21 protein-coding genes are annotated in these 18,068 nt (G+C 56.2%); 16 read left to right on the forward strand and 5 right to left on the reverse strand.

Going from position 1 to position 18,068, the window contains the following annotated elements:
- Nucleotides 1–36 precede the first annotated feature (36 nt).
- On the forward strand, nt 37–981 hold the full coding sequence (gene gshB / locus RYZ18_RS06745) for a glutathione synthase (RefSeq protein ID WP_317655676.1): 945 nt from the start codon (nt 37–39) through the stop codon (nt 979–981).
- On the opposite strand, the gene RYZ18_RS06750 is transcribed toward gshB, so the two are convergent.
- From RYZ18_RS06750 to cobU, 4 genes are read right to left on the reverse strand one after another with little or no spacing between them, the layout of a single operon-like run.
- A complete protein-coding gene (locus RYZ18_RS06750) occupies nt 978–2,519 on the reverse strand; it encodes a YifB family Mg chelatase-like AAA ATPase (protein WP_317655677.1) in 1,542 nt (513 codons plus the stop codon). The genes gshB and RYZ18_RS06750 overlap by 4 nt on opposite strands.
- Before the next feature lie 41 nt (nt 2,520–2,560).
- Complete coding sequence (locus RYZ18_RS06755) at nt 2,561–3,244, reverse strand: glutathione S-transferase (RefSeq protein WP_317655678.1); 684 nt, start codon at nt 3,242–3,244, stop codon at nt 2,561–2,563.
- Between the two features lie 33 nt (nt 3,245–3,277).
- A complete protein-coding gene (locus RYZ18_RS06760; protein WP_317655679.1) occupies nt 3,278–3,853 on the reverse strand; it encodes a histidine phosphatase family protein in 576 nt (191 codons plus the stop codon).
- Complete coding sequence (gene cobU / locus RYZ18_RS06765) at nt 3,853–4,473, reverse strand: bifunctional adenosylcobinamide kinase/adenosylcobinamide-phosphate guanylyltransferase (RefSeq protein ID WP_317655680.1); 621 nt, start codon at nt 4,471–4,473, stop codon at nt 3,853–3,855. The genes RYZ18_RS06760 and cobU overlap by 1 nt, the downstream gene beginning before the upstream one ends.
- Nucleotides 4,474–4,511: 38 nt before the next feature.
- Here cobU and RYZ18_RS06770 point away from each other — a divergent pair, with 38 nt between their 5' ends.
- Nucleotides 4,512–5,393 carry an RNA polymerase factor sigma-32 gene (locus RYZ18_RS06770; protein ID WP_317655681.1) on the forward strand — a complete coding sequence of 294 codons (882 nt, stop codon included), beginning with the start codon at nt 4,512–4,514 and terminating at the stop codon, nt 5,391–5,393.
- A 123-nt stretch (nt 5,394–5,516) separates the two neighbouring features.
- Here RYZ18_RS06770 and RYZ18_RS06775 read toward each other — a convergent pair whose 3' ends face one another.
- Nucleotides 5,517–6,200, reverse strand: a complete 684-nt coding sequence (locus tag RYZ18_RS06775) for a rhomboid family intramembrane serine protease (RefSeq protein ID WP_317655682.1) — start codon at nt 6,198–6,200, stop codon at nt 5,517–5,519.
- Nucleotides 6,201–6,316: 116 nt separating this feature from the next.
- On the opposite strand from RYZ18_RS06775, the gene trpS reads away from it, so the two are divergent.
- From trpS to RYZ18_RS06845, 14 genes are all read left to right on the forward strand, one after another.
- On the forward strand, nt 6,317–7,339 hold the full coding sequence (gene trpS / locus RYZ18_RS06780; RefSeq protein WP_317655683.1) for a tryptophan--tRNA ligase: 1,023 nt from the start codon (nt 6,317–6,319) through the stop codon (nt 7,337–7,339).
- Between the two features lie 93 nt (nt 7,340–7,432).
- Nucleotides 7,433–7,915: a VOC family protein gene (locus tag RYZ18_RS06785; RefSeq protein ID WP_317655684.1), complete on the forward strand. Its 483-nt coding sequence runs from the start codon at nt 7,433–7,435 to the stop codon at nt 7,913–7,915.
- Nucleotides 7,916–8,092: 177 nt separating this feature from the next.
- Nucleotides 8,093–8,248 carry a hypothetical protein gene (locus tag RYZ18_RS06790; RefSeq protein WP_317655685.1) on the forward strand — a complete coding sequence of 52 codons (156 nt, stop codon included), beginning with the start codon at nt 8,093–8,095 and terminating at the stop codon, nt 8,246–8,248.
- 34 nt (nt 8,249–8,282) lie between these two features.
- A complete protein-coding gene (locus RYZ18_RS06795) occupies nt 8,283–9,152 on the forward strand; it encodes a branched-chain amino acid aminotransferase (protein ID WP_317655686.1) in 870 nt (289 codons plus the stop codon).
- A gap of 73 nt (nt 9,153–9,225) precedes the next feature.
- Nucleotides 9,226–9,681, forward strand: coding sequence for a universal stress protein (locus RYZ18_RS06800; protein ID WP_317655687.1), 456 nt, complete (start codon nt 9,226–9,228; stop codon nt 9,679–9,681).
- A gap of 88 nt (nt 9,682–9,769) precedes the next feature.
- Nucleotides 9,770–10,333, forward strand: coding sequence for a NifU family protein (locus RYZ18_RS06805; protein WP_317655688.1), 564 nt, complete (start codon nt 9,770–9,772; stop codon nt 10,331–10,333).
- A gap of 6 nt (nt 10,334–10,339) precedes the next feature.
- Nucleotides 10,340–10,984 carry a tRNA (adenosine(37)-N6)-threonylcarbamoyltransferase complex dimerization subunit type 1 TsaB gene (gene tsaB / locus RYZ18_RS06810; RefSeq protein WP_317655689.1) on the forward strand — a complete coding sequence of 215 codons (645 nt, stop codon included), beginning with the start codon at nt 10,340–10,342 and terminating at the stop codon, nt 10,982–10,984.
- A complete protein-coding gene (gene rimI, locus RYZ18_RS06815; protein ID WP_317655690.1) occupies nt 10,981–11,403 on the forward strand; it encodes a ribosomal protein S18-alanine N-acetyltransferase in 423 nt (140 codons plus the stop codon). The genes tsaB and rimI overlap by 4 nt, the downstream gene beginning before the upstream one ends.
- Before the next feature lie 179 nt (nt 11,404–11,582).
- Nucleotides 11,583–12,590: a BMP family protein gene (locus RYZ18_RS06820; RefSeq protein ID WP_317655691.1), complete on the forward strand. Its 1,008-nt coding sequence runs from the start codon at nt 11,583–11,585 to the stop codon at nt 12,588–12,590.
- A 96-nt stretch (nt 12,591–12,686) separates the two neighbouring features.
- Complete coding sequence (locus tag RYZ18_RS06825) at nt 12,687–14,225, forward strand: ABC transporter ATP-binding protein (RefSeq protein WP_317655692.1); 1,539 nt, start codon at nt 12,687–12,689, stop codon at nt 14,223–14,225.
- The gene (locus RYZ18_RS06830) at nt 14,225–15,325 is read left to right on the forward strand and encodes an ABC transporter permease (RefSeq protein WP_317655693.1); all 1,101 of its coding nucleotides are present in this window, start codon (nt 14,225–14,227) and stop codon (nt 15,323–15,325) included. Before RYZ18_RS06825 ends, RYZ18_RS06830 begins: the two co-directional genes overlap by 1 nt.
- Nucleotides 15,325–16,290, forward strand: coding sequence for an ABC transporter permease (locus RYZ18_RS06835; RefSeq protein WP_317655694.1), 966 nt, complete (start codon nt 15,325–15,327; stop codon nt 16,288–16,290). The genes RYZ18_RS06830 and RYZ18_RS06835 overlap by 1 nt, the downstream gene beginning before the upstream one ends.
- Nucleotides 16,274–17,077 (forward strand): purine-nucleoside phosphorylase, encoded by an 804-nt coding sequence (locus tag RYZ18_RS06840; protein ID WP_317655695.1) that lies wholly within the window; start codon nt 16,274–16,276, stop codon nt 17,075–17,077. The genes RYZ18_RS06835 and RYZ18_RS06840 overlap by 17 nt, the downstream gene beginning before the upstream one ends.
- A 68-nt stretch (nt 17,078–17,145) precedes the next feature.
- Nucleotides 17,146–18,066 carry a sulfite exporter TauE/SafE family protein gene (locus tag RYZ18_RS06845; protein ID WP_317655696.1) on the forward strand — a complete coding sequence of 307 codons (921 nt, stop codon included), beginning with the start codon at nt 17,146–17,148 and terminating at the stop codon, nt 18,064–18,066.
- Nucleotides 18,067–18,068: the final 2 nt, after the last annotated feature.

Here is an 18,068-nt window from a genome sequence, read left to right on the forward strand (position 1 = left end):
GGCCATGAAAGGGTGGGTATAGATACGGGGTGAGACATGGCACTCAAAGTCGCAATTCAGATGGATCCAATCGCGCCTATTAACATTGACGCGGATAGCACGTTTCGCGTGGGGCTGGAGGCACAGGCGCGGGGGCATGAGCTGTTTTATTACACTCCAGACCGTTTGTTTTTTGACGAGGGTCGTGTCTGCGCGCGCGGGTGGCCGATCACCTTGCGCCGCGAAAAAGGGAACCACTTCACCCTTGGGGCAGAACAGACCATCGACCTAGGCGATTGGGATGTGGTGCTTTTGCGCCAAGACCCGCCTTTTGACATGGGTTACATCACCACCACCCATCTTTTGGAACGGATTCATCCCAAAACCTTGATCGTGAATGACCCGTTTTGGGTGCGCAATTATCCTGAAAAATTGTTGGTTCTGGAATTCCCCGATTTAACCCCGCCCACTATGATCGCCCGCGATATTGGTGCTTTGCGTGAGTTCCGCGCGCGCCATGGGGATATCATCATCAAACCGCTCTACGGCAATGGTGGCGCGGGCGTGTTTCGTCTTGAACCTACGGATCGCAACCTCAATTCCTTGCATGAGATGTTCACCTCTATCAGCCGCGAACCCCTGATTGCGCAAAAATTCTTGCCTGATGTGACGGCGGGGGACAAGCGGATCATCTTGATTGACGGCGAGCCCGTTGGGGCGATCAACCGCGTGCCTGCCGAAGGCGAAACCCGATCAAATATGCATGTTGGCGGACGGGCTGAAAAAATCGGGCTGACCGCGCGTGAACATGAGATCTGCGCCAAAATTGGCCCGCTGCTGCGCGAAAAAGGCCAGATTTTTGTGGGGATTGATGTGATCGGCGATTACCTAACCGAGATTAACGTGACCTCACCTACGGGCATTCAAGAGTTAGAACGCTTTGACGGAATCAATGTCGCCGAAATCATTTGGCAAGCCATCGAGGCACGGCGTGCGGGCTAATCTTCACGCCCTGTGCTGATGCGATAACTGACCGCTTCGAGGATATGCGCCTCTTCGGTTTTGTCGGATGCTGCCAAATCCGCAATGGTGCGCCCCAGACGCAATACGCGGTGATAGCCACGCGCCGATAGTCCAAACCGCTCTGCCGCCCGTGTCATCACGGCGCGTGCGGCAGGGGTGATCTGCGCGATCTCCTCTAGCAATTTTCCTGTGGCATCGGCATTCACCCGCGCCTCCACCCCCAATCGCTCAAACCGCGCAGTTTGACGCATGCGGGCGGCAGCCACACGCGCCGCGATAATGGCGGATGTCTCCCCCGCAGGCGGGAGATCAAGATCACTAAAGGCTACGGCGGGCACCTCAAGCCTGATGTCAAACCGATCCATCAGCGGGCCAGAGATCCGACCGAGATAATCAGATCCACAGATCGGCGCGCGCGAACAGGCGGCGTTTGCGTCATAAAGCTGACCACAGCGGCAGGGGTTTGCCGCCGCCACAAGTAAAAACCTGCACGGGTAGCTGACATGCGCATTGGCGCGCGCCACATGAACATCACCCGTCTCAATGGGTTGGCGCAAAGTTTCTAAAACGGGGCGCGGATATTCAGGGAACTCATCTAAAAACAGAACCCCGTTATGAGCCAAGCTGATCTCGCCCGGTTTCGCATGCCGTCCACCCCCGACAAGTGCCGCCATTGAGGCCGTATGATGGGGCGCGCGAAAGGGCCGATCCCGCGAAATGCCACCCTCATCCAAAAGCCCTGCGATGGAATGGATCATCGAGGTTTCCAAGGCTTCGGACGCGCTGAGTTGTGGCAAGATGGTGGACATTCGACTGGCCAACATCGACTTTCCCGATCCGGGCGGGCCAATCATCAAAACATGATGGCGCCCTGCGGCTGCAATCTCCAGCGCACGCTTGGCGCGCTCTTGTCCACGCACCTCGGAGAAACAGGTGGTGTGATCCCCACCCCGCACCTCACCCGGTTCTGCGGGCAAAAGAGGGCGCTTGTCGTTGAGGTGCGCAATCATTTGCGCCAAATCGCGCGCGGCGAATACGGCCGTTGCCCCGACCCATGCCGCCTCTGCGCCACATGCGGCAGGGCAGAGTAAAACCCGCCCATCCTCGCCTGCGGCCAAGGCAGCGGGTAAGCTGCCCAACACAGGCAGAAGCCTGCCATCGAGCGACAACTCGCCCAAAGCCAACGCTTCCTCACTGCGATCTTTTGGGATCACGCCAAGTGCGGCCAACAGCGCCAAGGCAATCGGCAAATCATAATGCGCCCCTTCCTTGGGGTGGTCTGCGGGGCACAGATTTATCGTGATCCGGCGGGCAGGAAGGGCAATCGCCATATGCGTCAGAGCGGTGCGGACACGCTCCTTTGCTTCAGTCACGGCCTTGTCGGGCAAGCCCACGATGTTGAATTGCGGCGTGCCCGCCGTGACCGCGCATTGCACCTCAACGCGCCGCGCCTCCAACCCCTCAAAGCTGACGGTGTGGATCGTGGCAAGCGAAGATGGGTTGGGCGCGTCAAACATAGGCCGCACCATAGGCGGCACATGGTTAGCGGGTGGTTAATTCAAATTTGCTGTGGAAACCGCCGCCGCTCAAGCGGGGCCATGTCATAAACAGACACCTCTTCATCCTGTGCAAGACCCGCCTCGCGCCACTCTTGGATCGCAGGCAGAGCAAGGATGACGTTGACATAGGCCCGCAGGCGCGCGCTGACGGGCAGACCATAGCCTGCAATGCGAATGGCGACAGGTGCATAAAATGCATCCGCCACTGTAGGCGCGCCAAATAGGAAAGGCCCGCCCGATTTTTCAAGCGCGGCGCCCAAGCGGGCCTCAAGGCACGCAAGATCGGCCATCACCGCGTCACTGGGAACGAAATCGGCCCAAGCCGTGCGTAGATTCATCGGGCACGCATTGCGTAAGGCACCAAAGCCCGCATGCATTTCAGCGATAAGATTTTGCGCCTCAGCCCGCGCAGCATCATCTCGGGGCAACAGACCATGTCGCGGGAAAGCCTCGCTCAAATGCCACGCAATGGACAGGCTATCGCGTAAGATAGTGCCGTTTTCCGTGGCCACGGCAGGCACGCTTGACCCACCGCCAAAGGCACGAACCTGTGCAGCAAAGTCAGGGCTGTAGATCACGGCCTCTTCGAGGGTCACGGGAATATCGAAAAGCGCAAAGCACAGATAACCCCGAAGTGACCAACTGGAATAGGATCGTTGCCCGATCAAAAGCCTGTATGCCATGCCTCACCCCATCCTGTGCCAAGGACACCACCGCTAGGGGCAATACCCGATTCTCACAACAAACCATCTGCCTTCTCTCTGGTGAAATTCTGTGACCGAGAGAGGGGGGATGGTATGGGCATAAGCCTGATATGCGCTTAGCCCTGAATGACGCGCGATTTGCGTTAGGATTGCGCCGAAATGGCATGTAAAGATCACATCTTGATCGGGGTGCTGCGCCAGAACGCGATCAGACGCGCGGCTCACCCGTGCCATGACCATCGCCCAACTTTCCCCGTTGGGCGGGCAGATGTCTTCCCCCCCCTCCCAAAAGGCGCGCGAAAGTTCAGGGGCAGATTGGCTAACCGCATCAAACCCCTGCCCCTCCCATTCGCCAAAATGAAATTCGCGCAAATGAGGCTCATGAGGCAGGCGCAGGCGCGGCGATAGCGCATCTGCAGTGGCCTTAGCACGGATGAGGTCAGAGGAAATCATCACGGCCTGTGCGGGAAGATAGGCATCAAGCCGCGCGATTTGCGCGTGATCGCTGAGATCAGCAGGAACGTCACGCCACCCCGTGATCACCTTGGCATGGGTCGGCCCATGACGCAGCCAAAAGGCACGGCGCATCACCCCTGCCCCTTTGGCAATTGCCCTTTGAGGACGAGAGGCAGACCTGCGGCCACCATCACCACAAGATCCGCTGCAGCAGCAATGGCTTGGTTCAATTCCCCTTGATCCTGACGAAAGGCCCGCGAGAGGGGATGATCTGGCACAACGCCCATTCCAAGCTCGTTCGAAATAATGACAACAGGGGCCGGGCAATTAGCTATGGCGCGGGCCAGCGCCGCCCATTCAGCCCGCCAGTCCCGTTTAGTCATACCCAAATTGGCCAACCACAGCGTGGCGCAATCAATCAACACGGCCTCGCTTTTGTGCAGTTGTGTCAGAGCCGCAGGAATATCGGTCGGCACTTCGACTGTGCGCCACTGGGCCGCCGCACGCGCGGATTTATGCTTGGCGATTTTGGCTTCCATCTCGGCATCGTGGGCCTGTGCTGTCGCGAGATAAACGGGCGACAGCCCCGTATTCAGCACCAAATCCTCGCCAAAGCGCGACTTGCCAGACGCCGCACCGCCAAAAACCAATGTCAAACCCGCCAAACCCGTCAAAAGAAATTCCTCACCAAAAGTGATCCATTCATCATGCTGCCGCGTAACACCAATAGAACCGCACAAGATGCGGAACAAGACACTGCCAAAAATGATACGCCAACAGGGGGTGCGTTATGGCTTTGGACATGGGTGGAGAAAAAGCGCTTTCGCGCCGTGCGATGAAAGCGGAACTGTTAGACGCAGAGACGGAATTGCGGCTGGCCTATGCTTGGCGCGATCATCGAGATGAGGAAGCCTTGCACCGTCTGGTGACGGCCTATATGCGCCTTGCGATTTCCATGGCCGCGAAATTCAAGCGCTACGGCGCGCCGATGAATGACCTGATCCAAGAGGCGGGTCTGGGCTTGATGAAGGCGGCAGATAAATTTGACCCTGATCGTGGCGTGCGGTTTTCAACCTATGCCGTGTGGTGGATCAAGGCATCTATCCAAGATTACGTGATGCGCAATTGGTCGATGGTGCGCACGGGGTCTACCTCCAGCCAAAAATCACTTTTCTTCAATATGCGCCGCGTGCAGACGCGCATCGAACGCGAGGCAATGGCCGCAGGCCAAAACCTCGACAAGCATCAATTGTTGCAGATGATCGCCACAGAGGTCGGCGTGCCGCTGCATGATGTTGAGATGATGGAAGGTCGCCTTGCAGGGTCTGATTATTCTTTGAACGCCACGCAATCTGTTGAGGATGAGGGGCGCGAATGGATCGACACGCTTGAGGATGACAGCGAACAGGCTGCCGATTTGGTTGAGCACGCCCGCGACCGCGCGCAACTGCGCGAATGGTTGTTGAATGCCTTGTCATCATTGAACGAGCGCGAGCGGTTCATTGTGCGCGAACGCAAATTGCGGGATGAACCGCGCACATTGGAATCCTTGGGCGAAGAACTGGGCCTGTCCAAGGAACGTGTGCGCCAACTTGAGGCTGCCGCATTTGCCAAGATGCGCAAATCCCTTGAGGCGCAATCGCATGAGGTGACAGCATTTCTCGCGGGTTGATCCTTCACGCGCCGCTTGCGGTGATTTTTGGCTTGGCCATCTTGGCCATGACCACAAACACGCCACAAGCGGTGGTAACAACATCCCCTATTCAGCCAATAATCGTGGCTGCCGCCCGCTAGATTAGCGTTTGCGAAGGCGTTGCAAAAGCAAGGCCAACCCCCCTGGGATCAATACAAAAGACAGAGCAAATCCTGTCACAAATCCTGAAAGATCAGAGACCACGCTGCCCCAATCGCCTTGCAAAAAAGCGAATAAGATTTGAATGCCCAAAAGCATTGCAATCAGGGAAAAAGCACGCATCGGATTGTCGCCTGTCCGACCCATATTGGCCCAGAGGATGAAGGTGAAGGCACCGATCAGAGCATAGACACCCGGATACCCGCCGATCAGGGGGTAGGTGCTGTTTAACAAGCCCACAAAGGCCAAAGCCCCGATGATGGAACCCGCAAAGAACAGAACCAAGATCGACAGCCCTGAGAAAACCTGTGACACCATTTTGCCAATGGCCAATATGAACACGCTCACGAACACGGCATGAATAAAACCGCCATGGATCAGCGGATAGGTCACAAGACGCATCAGATCATGTGCGGGATAGCTGTTATTGGCAAACATCCAAGCGGCAATTTCGTGGAACACGCCATAATCCCGCACCGCGGCCATGCGCCACCCAATCCCGCCTGACCCGCCCAAAAGCCCAGCAGTGGCCAGCTGAAACATCACCTCAAGGCCGAAGATCACCACAGCCAAACCAAGAACGACTGGGTGAAGGTCGTTGAACAGGCTATTATTCTCTTGATCCATGGCTGCACCTTCGGTTGACCTTGTTGCGCCTCGTGGGTAAGCGATGCGCAAGGCAAATGCCAGTATTGTGGAATGATTTTCTTCTGGCATCCAATCACAACCGCAATAGGTCACCAATGGCTGAGACAAAATTCACACCACGCGTCTTTTCCGGCATCCAACCTTCGGGCGGGCTGACCCTTGGGAATTACTTGGGCGCGATGAAGCGTTTTGTAGATATGCAAGAGGCAGGCGGATTTCAGACCATCTATTGCATGGTGGACATGCACGCGATTACCGTTTGGCAGAACCCAAGTGACCTTACGAAAAACACCCGCGAGCTTTGTGCGGGCTTCATTGCCGCAGGGATTGATCCAGAAAAATCCATCCTCTTCAATCAAAGCCAAGTGCCTGAACATGCGCAGCTTGGGTGGTTGTTTAATTGCGTGGCTCGCATGGGATGGATGGGCCGCATGACCCAATGGAAGGACAAAGCGGGCAAAAACGCCGAAAACGCCTCGCTTGGGTTATTCGCATATCCCGCGCTGATGGCCGCCGATATTTTGGTCTATCACGCCACCCATGTGCCAGTCGGCGAAGATCAAAAACAACATTTGGAACTGACCCGCGATATTGCGGCCAAGTTCAACCATGATTTTGGGGTCGACTTCTTCCCGATCGCTGAGCCCGTGATTGAAGGGGCGGCAACACGGGTTATGAGCCTAAAAGACGGCACTAAGAAGATGTCGAAATCCGACCCCGCAGATGCAAGTCGGATCAATATGACCGATGATGCGGATGCGATTTCCAAGAAAATCCGCAAGGCGAAGACGGACCCTGATCCGCTGCCGGATGTATTGGCCGAACTGGCGGCGCGGCCCGAGGCCCGCAATCTGGTCAATATCTATGCCGCTTTGGCAGAAATTGATCCGCAGGCCGTTTTGGATCAGCATCAAGGTGCGCTCTTTGGTCATTTCAAAATGGCGCTGTCTGATTTGGCTGTGGAAAAACTTGCCCCAATCTCGGCAGAAATGGCGCGCCTGATGCAGGATCAGGCCGAAATTGATCGCATTCTCGGTCGCGGTGCAGAACGTGCGCGCGAAATTGCAGCGCCGATTTTGGCGCAGGCCTATGACATTGTCGGGATGGTGCGCAGCTAGACGCCGTTAGTGCATTTTTGCACAGAACCCCTGCGAAATGGTCAGTTTATGTGCGCGTGCTTTGGGGGCAGATTGCCTGCAAAGGAGAACATCATGACATATACTGCACCTGACAGCTTGGCCATTGGCCATGTCCATCTGAAAGTCACCGATCTTGAGCGCTCTATCGCATTTTATCGCGATGTCTTGGGGTTAGAGCTTAAACAACGCTATGGCCGCCAAGCGGCATTTCTATCGGCCGGGGGGTATCACCACCATATTGGCCTTAACACGTGGGAATCCGCGGGGGCTGGCCCCGCACCGCGGCGGGCGGCTGGTCTTTACCACGTGGCTTTTCTCTATCCTGACCGCAAAAGCCTTGGCCGTGCCCTAGCGAATGTGGTTGCCAAAGGTGTGCAGCTTGAAGGGGCAGCGGATCATGGCGTGTCTGAGGCGCTTTATCTTTCTGACCCCGATGGCAATGGGATTGAACTCTACCGCGACCGCGCGCCTGCTGATTGGCCCCGCGATGCATCAGGCGCATTGGAGATGGTCAACGCCCCGCTTGATCTAGAGGCGCTCTTGGCGGAGGCTTGACTTTTTGCTGCATTGCGGCGTATATTTTGCAAACGCGGCAAGAATAGTGCCGCGCTTAACACTTTCTTTGTCATACCGTTGTTAAGGTTTGCACGCATTCTAAGGCAGGGCGCTTTTGCGCCCTCAACCTCCGTTGGCTGATTTCGGTCGACGGTTCACACGAAACGGAGGTTCGACATGACTACGATATCGAAGAATGGAACACCGCAGTCGCCCAAATTGGGCGCAGCACCACAGGCGGCAAAGCCTGCTCAAGATCCGAAAGCTGGCCCAAAACCCGCGTCATCAGCGATGGAATATCAATTGGGCTTTGCGACTGGCCCAACGGGCTGAAGCAGCCTATAGGTAGCCATGAGGAGGATCACTCATGGCAACTGGCAGCAATATAAAAACCTATTTCAACGGCGCGTGGCATGATGGGGATATCCCTGTCATCCGCGCCGCTGATCATGGCGCTTGGCTTGGCTCGAATGTGTTTGACGGCGCGCGCTATGTGGACGGGCTTGCGCCAGACTTGATGGCGCATTGCGCAAGGGTCAACAGATCTGCCGAGGCGTTGATGATCACGCCAAGCCATAGCCCGAAGGCCATGTTTGAAATCATTTGGGAAGGATTGGCGCGCTATCCCGCGGATGCCGCCGTATATATTCGCCCCATGTATTGGGCGCTTGATGGGGGCGAATTGGGGATATTGCCAAAGGCGGGCGCAACAGGATTTGCGATCAGCCTTGAAGAAATCCCAATGCCCGACCCCAAGAAAACCGTGCGCCTGACCACCACATCCTTCCGCCGCCCCGTCTTGGCGGATAATGTGGTTAACGCAAAAGCAGGCTGCCTATACCCCAACAATGCGCGGATGCTTCTTGAGGCGAAAACCAAGGGTTTTGACAACGCACTTGTGGCCGATGCGATGGGGAATGTTGCGGAAACCGCCACCGCAAACGTCTTTATGGTGCGCGATGGCGTGGTCTATACGCCAATTCCAAATGGCACATTTTTGGCAGGCATAACACGGGCGCGCCATATCAAAAACATGCGCGAAAATGGCATCACGGTGGTTGAAACCGTGCTCAGTTTTGATGATTTCCGCCGCGCCGATGAGGTGTTTTTGACGGGTAACTTGCAAAAAATCACCCCTGTCAGCGCCTTTGACGAGATCACCTATGAGATCGGACCCATCAGCTTGAAAGCGCGCGATCTCTATTGGGATTGGGCACGCAGCGAGGCGACCTCGTAAAGCATCACGCGTTTGTTGTTGAAATGGGGCGTGCAAATGCGCATCCTTTGACGCGGTGAGAGGGGATGGAAAGATGCGCAAGTTTCTGGTGGTTCTAGACGACACGCGTGAATGTCTTAACGCGATGCGCTTTGCCGCGATGCGGGCAGCCAACACCAAGGGTGCGGTTGAAATCCTCTCCATCATCCCACCTGAGGAATTCCAACACTGGATCGGCATTGGCGATTTGATGCGCGCCGAAGCGCGGGAACGGATCGAGGCACATTTCGAAGTGTTTGCAAAATGGATGCGCGACCGACAGGGGATTGATCCCAGTCTCGCCATCCGTGAGGGGGAACCTGTCCAAGAAATTCTCGCCCATATTCACGATGATCCCAATATTGGTGTGTTGGTTCTTGGGGCAGGATCGGGCAAGGGTGGGCCTGGCCCATTGGTCACGCAATTGACGAAACAGGCCGGCAGTTTGCCCGCGCCGATCACAATTGTTCCAGGTGAGTTGACCAAAGAACAGCTTGAGCAGATCACCTGATTGCTAAGTTTTAGAACTATTCTAAAACTTGACTTATCGAGGGTGTCATATCATATCAGGCTCATGCTTGCGCGCAGGAGATAGCCCAATGTTTATTCAAACGGAATCCACCCCGAACCCAGCCACGCTGAAGTTTTTGCCAGGGCAAACCGTTCTGGACATGGGCACAGCCGATTTTCCATCGCGCGAGACGGCGGATAAATCGCCACTTGCCGCGCGCATTTTCGCGGTTGATGGCGTGACGGCGGTATTTTTTGGCACCGATTTCGTGACTGTGACCAAGGCCGATACAATCGAATGGGATCATATCAAGCCGGCCCTTCTTGGCGCGATTATGGAGCATTTTCAGTCTGGCGCGCCCGTGATGGGGGATGAGGGGCCCGCCGCAGGGGGCCATGCTGACCACAGCGGCGAGGATGCCGAGATCGTGGGTCAGATCAAAGAATTGCTCGACACCCGTGTGCGCCCTGCTGTGGCGCAAGATGGCGGCGACATTACCTTTCACGGCTTTGATCGTGGGGTGGTGTATCTGCATATGCAAGGGGCCTGCGCGGGCTGCCCCTCATCAACCTTGACCCTGAAAATGGGTATTGAAAATCTGTTGCGCCATTACATCCCCGAAGTGGTGGAAGTGCGCCCTGTCACGGTCTAATCCCCCTTGCTTTGCTTAGGGATAGATACATCGGCCGCGCATTGCGCGGCCGCTTTGGTAGACGGGGGCGCAGTCCTTGCTGCGCGGTTTGAACCAATGGCGAAAGGTCAGGCGGAACGCCTGATGCCTTTGGTCGATGAGATTTTCGCAGAAGCAGGCAAAACAGCCGAAGACTTGGGTGCCATTGGTGTCGGCATCGGGCCGGGCAATTTCACAGGCCTTCGCATTTCCGTCTCAGCCGCCCGTGGTCTTGCACTGGCCTTAGCGCGACCTGCGATTGGTGTCTCTGTTTTTGAGGCGCGCCGTTATGGGATCAAGGGCCCGCTCAGCGTGATCGAAGATGCCCGCCGTGATGAGGCCTATCTGCAAAGCTTTGATGATCAGGGCCGCGCAGATGAGGCGCGGCTTGTCAGCTTGAACACGCTCTCTGCTCGTGAACTGGCTCAGCAGGTCACAGGCAGTCTGGGGCCGCAAATTGCCGATGCTTATGGGCGAACCTATGTCGCCCCACCTGTCATGATTGCCACGGCCATCGCCCACATTGCCGAGGCAAAACGCGCGACGGATATGCCGTTTCCGCGCCCTGCGCCGCTTTACTTGCGCGCGGCGGATGCAGCCCCCGCGCGCGACTATGGGCCACGTTTGCTGTGACCCGCACCGCCACCCAAATGGCCGCCTTACACGCTCGTGCCTTTAGCAGAGGTGGCGCGTGGACGCGCAAAGATTTTGAAGAGCTACTCGTGGCGCGCAACATGACCATCTGCCATCACGACCACGGCTTTGCCGTTTTGCGGATCGTGCCACCTGAGGCAGAAATCCTAACCATCGCGGTTGACCCAAGCCATCAAGGTAAGGGATTTGGGCGCGTTTTGTTGCAGGAATTGATGGCGCATGCGCAAGAGGCGCGCGTAGAAGATATCTTTCTTGAGGTCGACAGCACCAACCATGCCGCGCGCGCCCTCTATGCATCTGCGGGGTTTGATGAGACGGGCCTGCGCAAAAACTATTACCGCTACAAAAACGGTGCATTTGGTGATGCGATCCTCTTGGCAAAGACGTTTTTCTACTGATCAAAGCGGCAAGGCCTGAATTTAAGGCACATGCCATAAAGCGGTGGATAGCTGCGCGAATCTTATTGACCATTTCGCGCAAGCCCCGCTTTATAGGTGCCAATTAATAAACAGGCCCCATTGATTTCTGCCGCTTATTGGAAGCTGCAAATAGGGCTTTGCACAACAGGAGTAACACAATGACAAAATCCTCACGCGCATTGAAATCTTTGATGGGCGCTGCAGCGGGCCTCGCTTTGGGCGCGACTGGTGCCTTTGCTGATCCAGCGCTGATTTTCGATCTCGGCGGCAAGTTTGACCGCTCCTTCAACGAAGCTGCATTTGGTGGTGCCGAAGCATGGGCCAGCGAAACAGGCGGCAGCTACCAAGAAATCGAATTGCAAAATGACGCACAGCGCGAACAAGCCCTGCGCCGCTTTGCGGAAAACGGCTCCAACCCAATCGTGATGGCAGGCTTCGCATGGGGTTCCGTGTTAGAAGTTCTCGCCCCAGAATACCCTGACACAAAATTCGTCATCATCGATGGCGTTGTCGATGCCCCAAATGTGCAATCAGTCATTTTCCGCGAGCATGAAGGCAGCTATTTGGTTGGCATGTTGGCGGCCATGGCCTCGGAAAGCGGCACTGTTGGCTTTATCGGTGGCATGGACATTCCTTTGATCTCTCGTTTTGCCTGTGGCTATGCCCAAGGTGCCGTGGCTGCCAACGCAGATGTGACGGTGCTGTCCAATATGACCGGCACCACGCCTGACGCGTGGAACGATCCTGTGCGTGGTGGTGAATTGACCCGTGGTCAGATTGACCGTGGTGCTGATGTGATCTACGCAGCCGCCGGCGGCACAGGTGTGGGCGTATTGCAAACCGCAACCGATGCTGGCGTTTACTCTATCGGTGTGGACAGCAACCAAAACCACCTGCACCCTGGTTCGGTTCTGACCTCGATGCTTAAGCGCGTTGACGTTGCCGTTTATAACGCATTCAGCGCAGGCGAAAACGTTCAGCCAGGTTTGGTTGTGTTGGGCTTGGCCGAAGATGGCGTAGGCTATGCGTTGGACGAAAATAACGCGGCTCTGATCACCCCTGAAATGCAGGCCGCTGTTGATGCCGCGCGTGAGGCGATCATCGCGGGTGAAATTGCGGTTCACAACTACACCGATGACGGCAGCTGCCCCGTGCAGATGCAATAACGACACGCGCGCAATTTGCGCGTGACAGATGCGGGGGCGAAGCGGATCATACCCTCTTCGCCCCTCTCGCATTGCACCAAAAGGCAAGGACACCCTATGACCTCCGCACCCGCCATTGAATTGAGAGGGATTTCAAAATCCTTCGGGCCTGTGCAGGCCAACAAAGATATTTCTTTGACAGTTGCGCGCGGCACGATCCACGGGATTGTGGGGGAAAATGGCGCGGGCAAATCCACGCTGATGTCCATTCTTTATGGGTTCTACCGCGCGGATCAGGGTGAGATTTTCATCAATGGACGCGCGGTCGAGATCACCGACAGCCAAGCCGCCATCGCGGCGGGTATTGGGATGGTGCACCAACATTTCAAATTGGTTGAGAATTTCACAGTTCTGGAAAACATCATCCTTGGCGCAGAGGAAGGCGGGCTCTTGCACGGCTCGATTGCCAAAGCCCGCAAAGCACTGGCGGATCTTTCCGAGACATATGGGCTCAAGGTTGATGGCGATGCGGTGATTGAGGATTTATCGGTCGGCCATTTGCAGCGGGTCGAAATTCTCAAACAGCTGTATCGCGAAGCGGATATTTTGATTTTGGACGAGCCCACAGGGGTGTTGACCCCTGCAGAGGCAGACCAACTGTTTCGGATTTTGGGCCGCCTTCGCGAAGAAGGGAAAACCATCATCCTGATCACCCATAAATTGCGCGAGATCATGGAGATTACGGATACTGTCAGCGTGATGCGCCGTGGCGAGATGACCGCCACTGTCAAAACCGCAGACACCACGCCTGAGGGTTTGGCCGAACTGATGGTAGGGCGCAAAGTTCTACTGCGGGTCGAAAAAGAACCCGCGCGCCCCAAGGACATCGTGCTAGAGGTGCAAAACCTGTCTTTCGTGGATGCAAGCGGCGTGGCGCGCCTGAAGGATATCAACCTAGAACTGCGCGCAGGTGAAATTCTGGGGATCGCGGGTGTGGCAGGCAATGGCCAATCCGAGCTTTTGGAGATTCTGGGCGGTATGCGCCATGCAAGCGCGGGCGCAGCCCTCTATAAATCCGCACCTCTGCCCCTATCTGGCGCCACTGCAAATGGCCGCGCTCGGCGGCAAATGGATATTGCCCATATCCCCGAAGATCGCCAAACCGCAGGGCTGATTATGCCCTTTATGGCATGGGAAAATATTGCCTTTGGCTATCATGAACGCGCGGCCTATCAGGCGGGTGCAACCTTGATGGACAATGCCGCAATCCAAAAAGATTGCGCCGAGAAAATGGCGCAATTCGATATTCGTCCACCTGACATTATGTTGCCTGCGCGCAATTTCTCGGGCGGCAATCAACAAAAAATCGTGGTCGCGCGCGAGATGGCCCATACGCCCGATCTACTGCTGATTGGGCAGCCGACCCGCGGTGTCGATATTGGGGCGATTGAATTCATCCATCGTCAGATCATTGCCTTGCGTGATCAGGGCTGTGCCATTCTTTTGGTTTCGGTCGAATTGGACGAGATCATGGGGCTTGCCGATCGGGTCGCGGTGATGTTTGACGGCCAAATCATGGGCGAGCGCGATGCCGCCAAAACCGATGAGGCGGAACTGGGCCTGTTGATGGCAGGCCTCACAAAGGGGGCCGCGTGATGGAACGCATGCCAAAATGGGCCGATATTTTTCTGGTTCCTGTCATCAGCATTTTTTTGGCGCTGATTGTTTCAGGGCTTGTGGTCACGGCAATCGGCGAAAACCCGTTTCACGCGATGGCGGTGATGGTGCAAGGCGCGGTGGGCTCCGCCTATGGGTGGGGGTATACCCTGTTCTACGCCACCAATTTCATCTTCACGGGGCTTGCGGTGGCGGTGGCCTTTCATGCGCGCCTGTTCAATATCGGCGGTGAAGGTCAGGCCACATTGGGCGGGCTTGGGGTGGCGGTGATATGCCTCTCTGTCGCTTGGCCCCATTGGAGTATCGCATTGCTCGCTGCAACCTTATCCGCCGCCGCCTTTGGCGCGGTTTGGGCGCTTATCCCTGCATGGTTGCAGGCCAAACGCGGCAGTCATGTGGTGATCACCACAATCATGTTTAACTTCATCGCGGCCGCTTTGTTGGTTTACCTCTTGGTCAATGTGTTCCGCGTGCCTGGATCCATGGCACCAGAAACCGCGCGCTTTGCTGAGGCTGTGCATTTGCCAAATGCCTCGCAATTCGCAGGTTTTTTAGGCTTTCGCCCCTCAACCCCGTTGAATGTGACCTTCTTTGTCGCACTCTTGGCCGCTTTTGCGGTGTGGGTTCTGATTTGGCGCACGCGACTTGGCTATGAGATCCGCGCCTTTGGTCATTCGGAACGGGCCGCGATTTACGCAGGGATTTCGCCTGTGCGGATTATCATCGTCACTATGCTGATCTCGGGCGCGCTTGCAGGGCTCATGGCGATTAACTCGGTTATGGGCGAGGCTGAAAGACTGGTTATCAGCAGCGTGCAAGGCGCGGGCTTTGTGGGGATTGCCGTGGCCCTCATGGGGCGCTCTCACCCGATTGGTGTCTGTTTGGCGGCCTTACTTTTTGGCGCACTCTATCAAGGAGGATCGGAATTAGAATTCGTCATCCCCGCAATCAGCCGTGAAATGATCGTGGTCATCCAAGCCTTGGTCATCTTGTTCACGGGGGCCTTGGACACGATGGTGCGTCTTCCCCTTGAGGCATTTTTTGCGCGCACGCGCACCCGTCAAGCGGGGGATATGTGATGGATTACGCAACGATCCTGCAAATTTTGGACAGTTCAATCCGTCTTGGCACCCCGCTCCTTTTGGCCTGTCTTGCAGGGCTTTACTCTGAGCGTGCAGGCGTGTTCGACATTGGCCTTGAGGGAAAAATGTTGGTCGCGGCTTTCTTCTCAGCAGCGATTGCCTTTGTGACAGGCAGTGTCTGGATTGGTCTTGCGGCGGGGATTGTCGCCTCTAGCCTGTTGGCGGCCTTGCATGGCTTGGCGTCAATCACCTTTCGCGGCAATCAGCTGATCTCAGGTGTGGCGATTAATTTCCTAGCCGCAGGCCTAACCGTGGTCATATCGCAGACATGGTTCGCCCAAGGTGGGCGCACGCCCTCCTTGACGGGCAATGCGCGCTTTAGCGAAATCACTTTGCCCTTTACCGAAACGTTGGGACAAATCCCCTATCTCGGCCCGCTTTATGCTGAGGTGATCTCTGGTCATTCGATCTTGGTGTATGTGGCCCTAGCGCTTGTTCCCGCCACGGCGTGGCTGCTTTATGCCACGCGGTTTGGTCTCCGCTTGCGTGCAGTTGGAGAAAACCCCGCCGCAGTTGACACAGCGGGCATCTCTGTGGCCGCGATGCGCTACAGCGCGGTTTTGATCTGCGGGCTGCTCTGTGGTCTTGCGGGGGCTTATCTGGCCACTGGGCTTTCTGCGGGCTTTGTCAAAGACATGAGTGCAGGTCGAGGCTTTATCGCACTGGCGGCACTGATCTTCGCAAAATGGCGGCCATGGTATGCGCTATCCGCCTGCTTCCTGTTTGGCCTGCTGGATGCTGTTGGCAACCGCTATCAGAATATCGATATCGCAGGACTCGTGATCCCCGTCCAATTCATGCAGGCCTTGCCCTATATTCTGACAGTTGTAATTTTGGCGGGGTTCGTGGGGCGTGCAATCCCCCCCCGCGCGGGAGGCGAGCCTTATGTCAAAGAACGTTGAAGCCCTCACCAGACAGATACAATCCCTCGCAGGGGACACACCGCCTGAACTCGGCCTGATCCTTGGTTCGGGCCTTGGCCATTTGGTCGATATGGTTGAGGGGGTCAAAATCCCCTACAGCGATCTTGCGGGATTTCCCCATGCAAGCGTGTCAGGGCATTCGCCCCAACTGGCGATAGGTCAGCTTGAGGGGCGGCGCGTTCTCATTTTCGGGGGCCGTGTTCACTATTATGAACAAGGCCAAGCTGATGCAATGCGCCTACCTCTTGAGGTATTCAAGGCGCTTGGCGGCTCGAAACTGTTGATCACCAATGCCGCAGGTTCCCTTACGCCCGAGTGCCGCCCTGGCGATGTGATGCTGATCAATGATCATATCAATTTCTCGGGCCGCAACCCGTTGATCGGGGTCGAGGATGATGCGCGCTTTGTTCCGATGAAAGACGCCTATAACCCCGTGATCCGTGACGCGCTGCGCAGGGCTGCGGTGTCCGAAGGCATCGACCTGCCAGAGGGGGTTTATGCGTGGTATTCTGGCCCCTCATTCGAAACGCCCGCCGAAATTCGCGCTATCCGCATTCTTGGCGCAGATGCAGTGGGAATGTCGACCGTGCCCGAAGTCATCTTGTGTCGCTTTTTAGGTCTTGAGGTCGCGGCGGTATCGGTCATCACAAACATGGCAGCGGGCCTGTCTGATGAAGCCATCAGCCATGCCCATACAAAGGCCATGGCCCCCTTGGGCGCGCAGAAATTCGAAAGCCTTTTGCGGCACTATCTCAAAAATGGTTAAAGAAATTTAACTTTTCCCGACTGTCTGCCTGTGCTGTAAGGGGATAAGAGTGATGAACGGCCCCCCTTATGCAAATCTATCTGCCCATCGCCGAAGTCAGTGTTGACGCTTTTGCCATTCTCGGGATTGGCGGATTGGTTGGCATATTGTCAGGTATGTTTGGGGTCGGCGGCGGCTTTTTGATCACGCCTTTGCTGTTTTTCATCGGCATCCCCCCCGCCGTGGCGGTTGCCACATCCGCCAGTCAGGTCGTGGCGTCATCCGTTTCAGGCGTGATGGCCCATCTCAAGCGGCGCACAGTTGATTTGCGCATGGGTGTGGTTTTGCTGATTGGCGGCTTGATCGGCGCGGGCGCAGGTGTGCAGCTTTTCGCGATTTTGCGCGCCATGGGTCAGGTCGATCTGGTGGTGCAGATTTCCTATGTGGTGTTCTTGGGCATTATCGGCAGCATGATGTTTGTCGAAAGCCTACGCGCCTTGCGCAAAAGTCGCCATGGCACAGCCCCCAAGCGGCGCAAACATAACTGGGTTCATGCCCTTCCCTTCAAGATGAAATTCCGTGTTTCGGGGCTGTATATATCGGTAATCCCCCCACTTATTGCAGGGGCGTTTGTCGGGCTTTTGGCGGCCATCATGGGGGTCGGTGGCGGGTTCATCATGGTGCCTGTCATGATCTATCTCTTGGGAATGCCCACCAAAGTTGTGGTTGGCACATCTCTGTTCCAGATTATTTTTGTCACTGGCTTTGCCACTGTGATGCATGCCGCAACGAACCGCACGGTCGATATTGTTTTGGCGATTGTTCTTTTGGTGGGCGGCGCGATTGGCGCGCAAATCGGGACGCAGATCGGCACAAAATTACGGGCCGAGCAATTGCGGATTTTATTGGCAAGCCTCGTTTTGATCGTCTGTGCAAAACTGGCTTTTGATCTCTTGGTCGAACCCGCCGAGCTCTATTCCATCTCCTACCAAGCGGGGGTGGGACGATGAGA

The sequence above is a fragment of the Roseovarius sp. 10 genome (genome assembly GCF_033100315.1).
Lineage (GTDB): Bacteria > Pseudomonadota > Alphaproteobacteria > Rhodobacterales > Rhodobacteraceae > M30B80.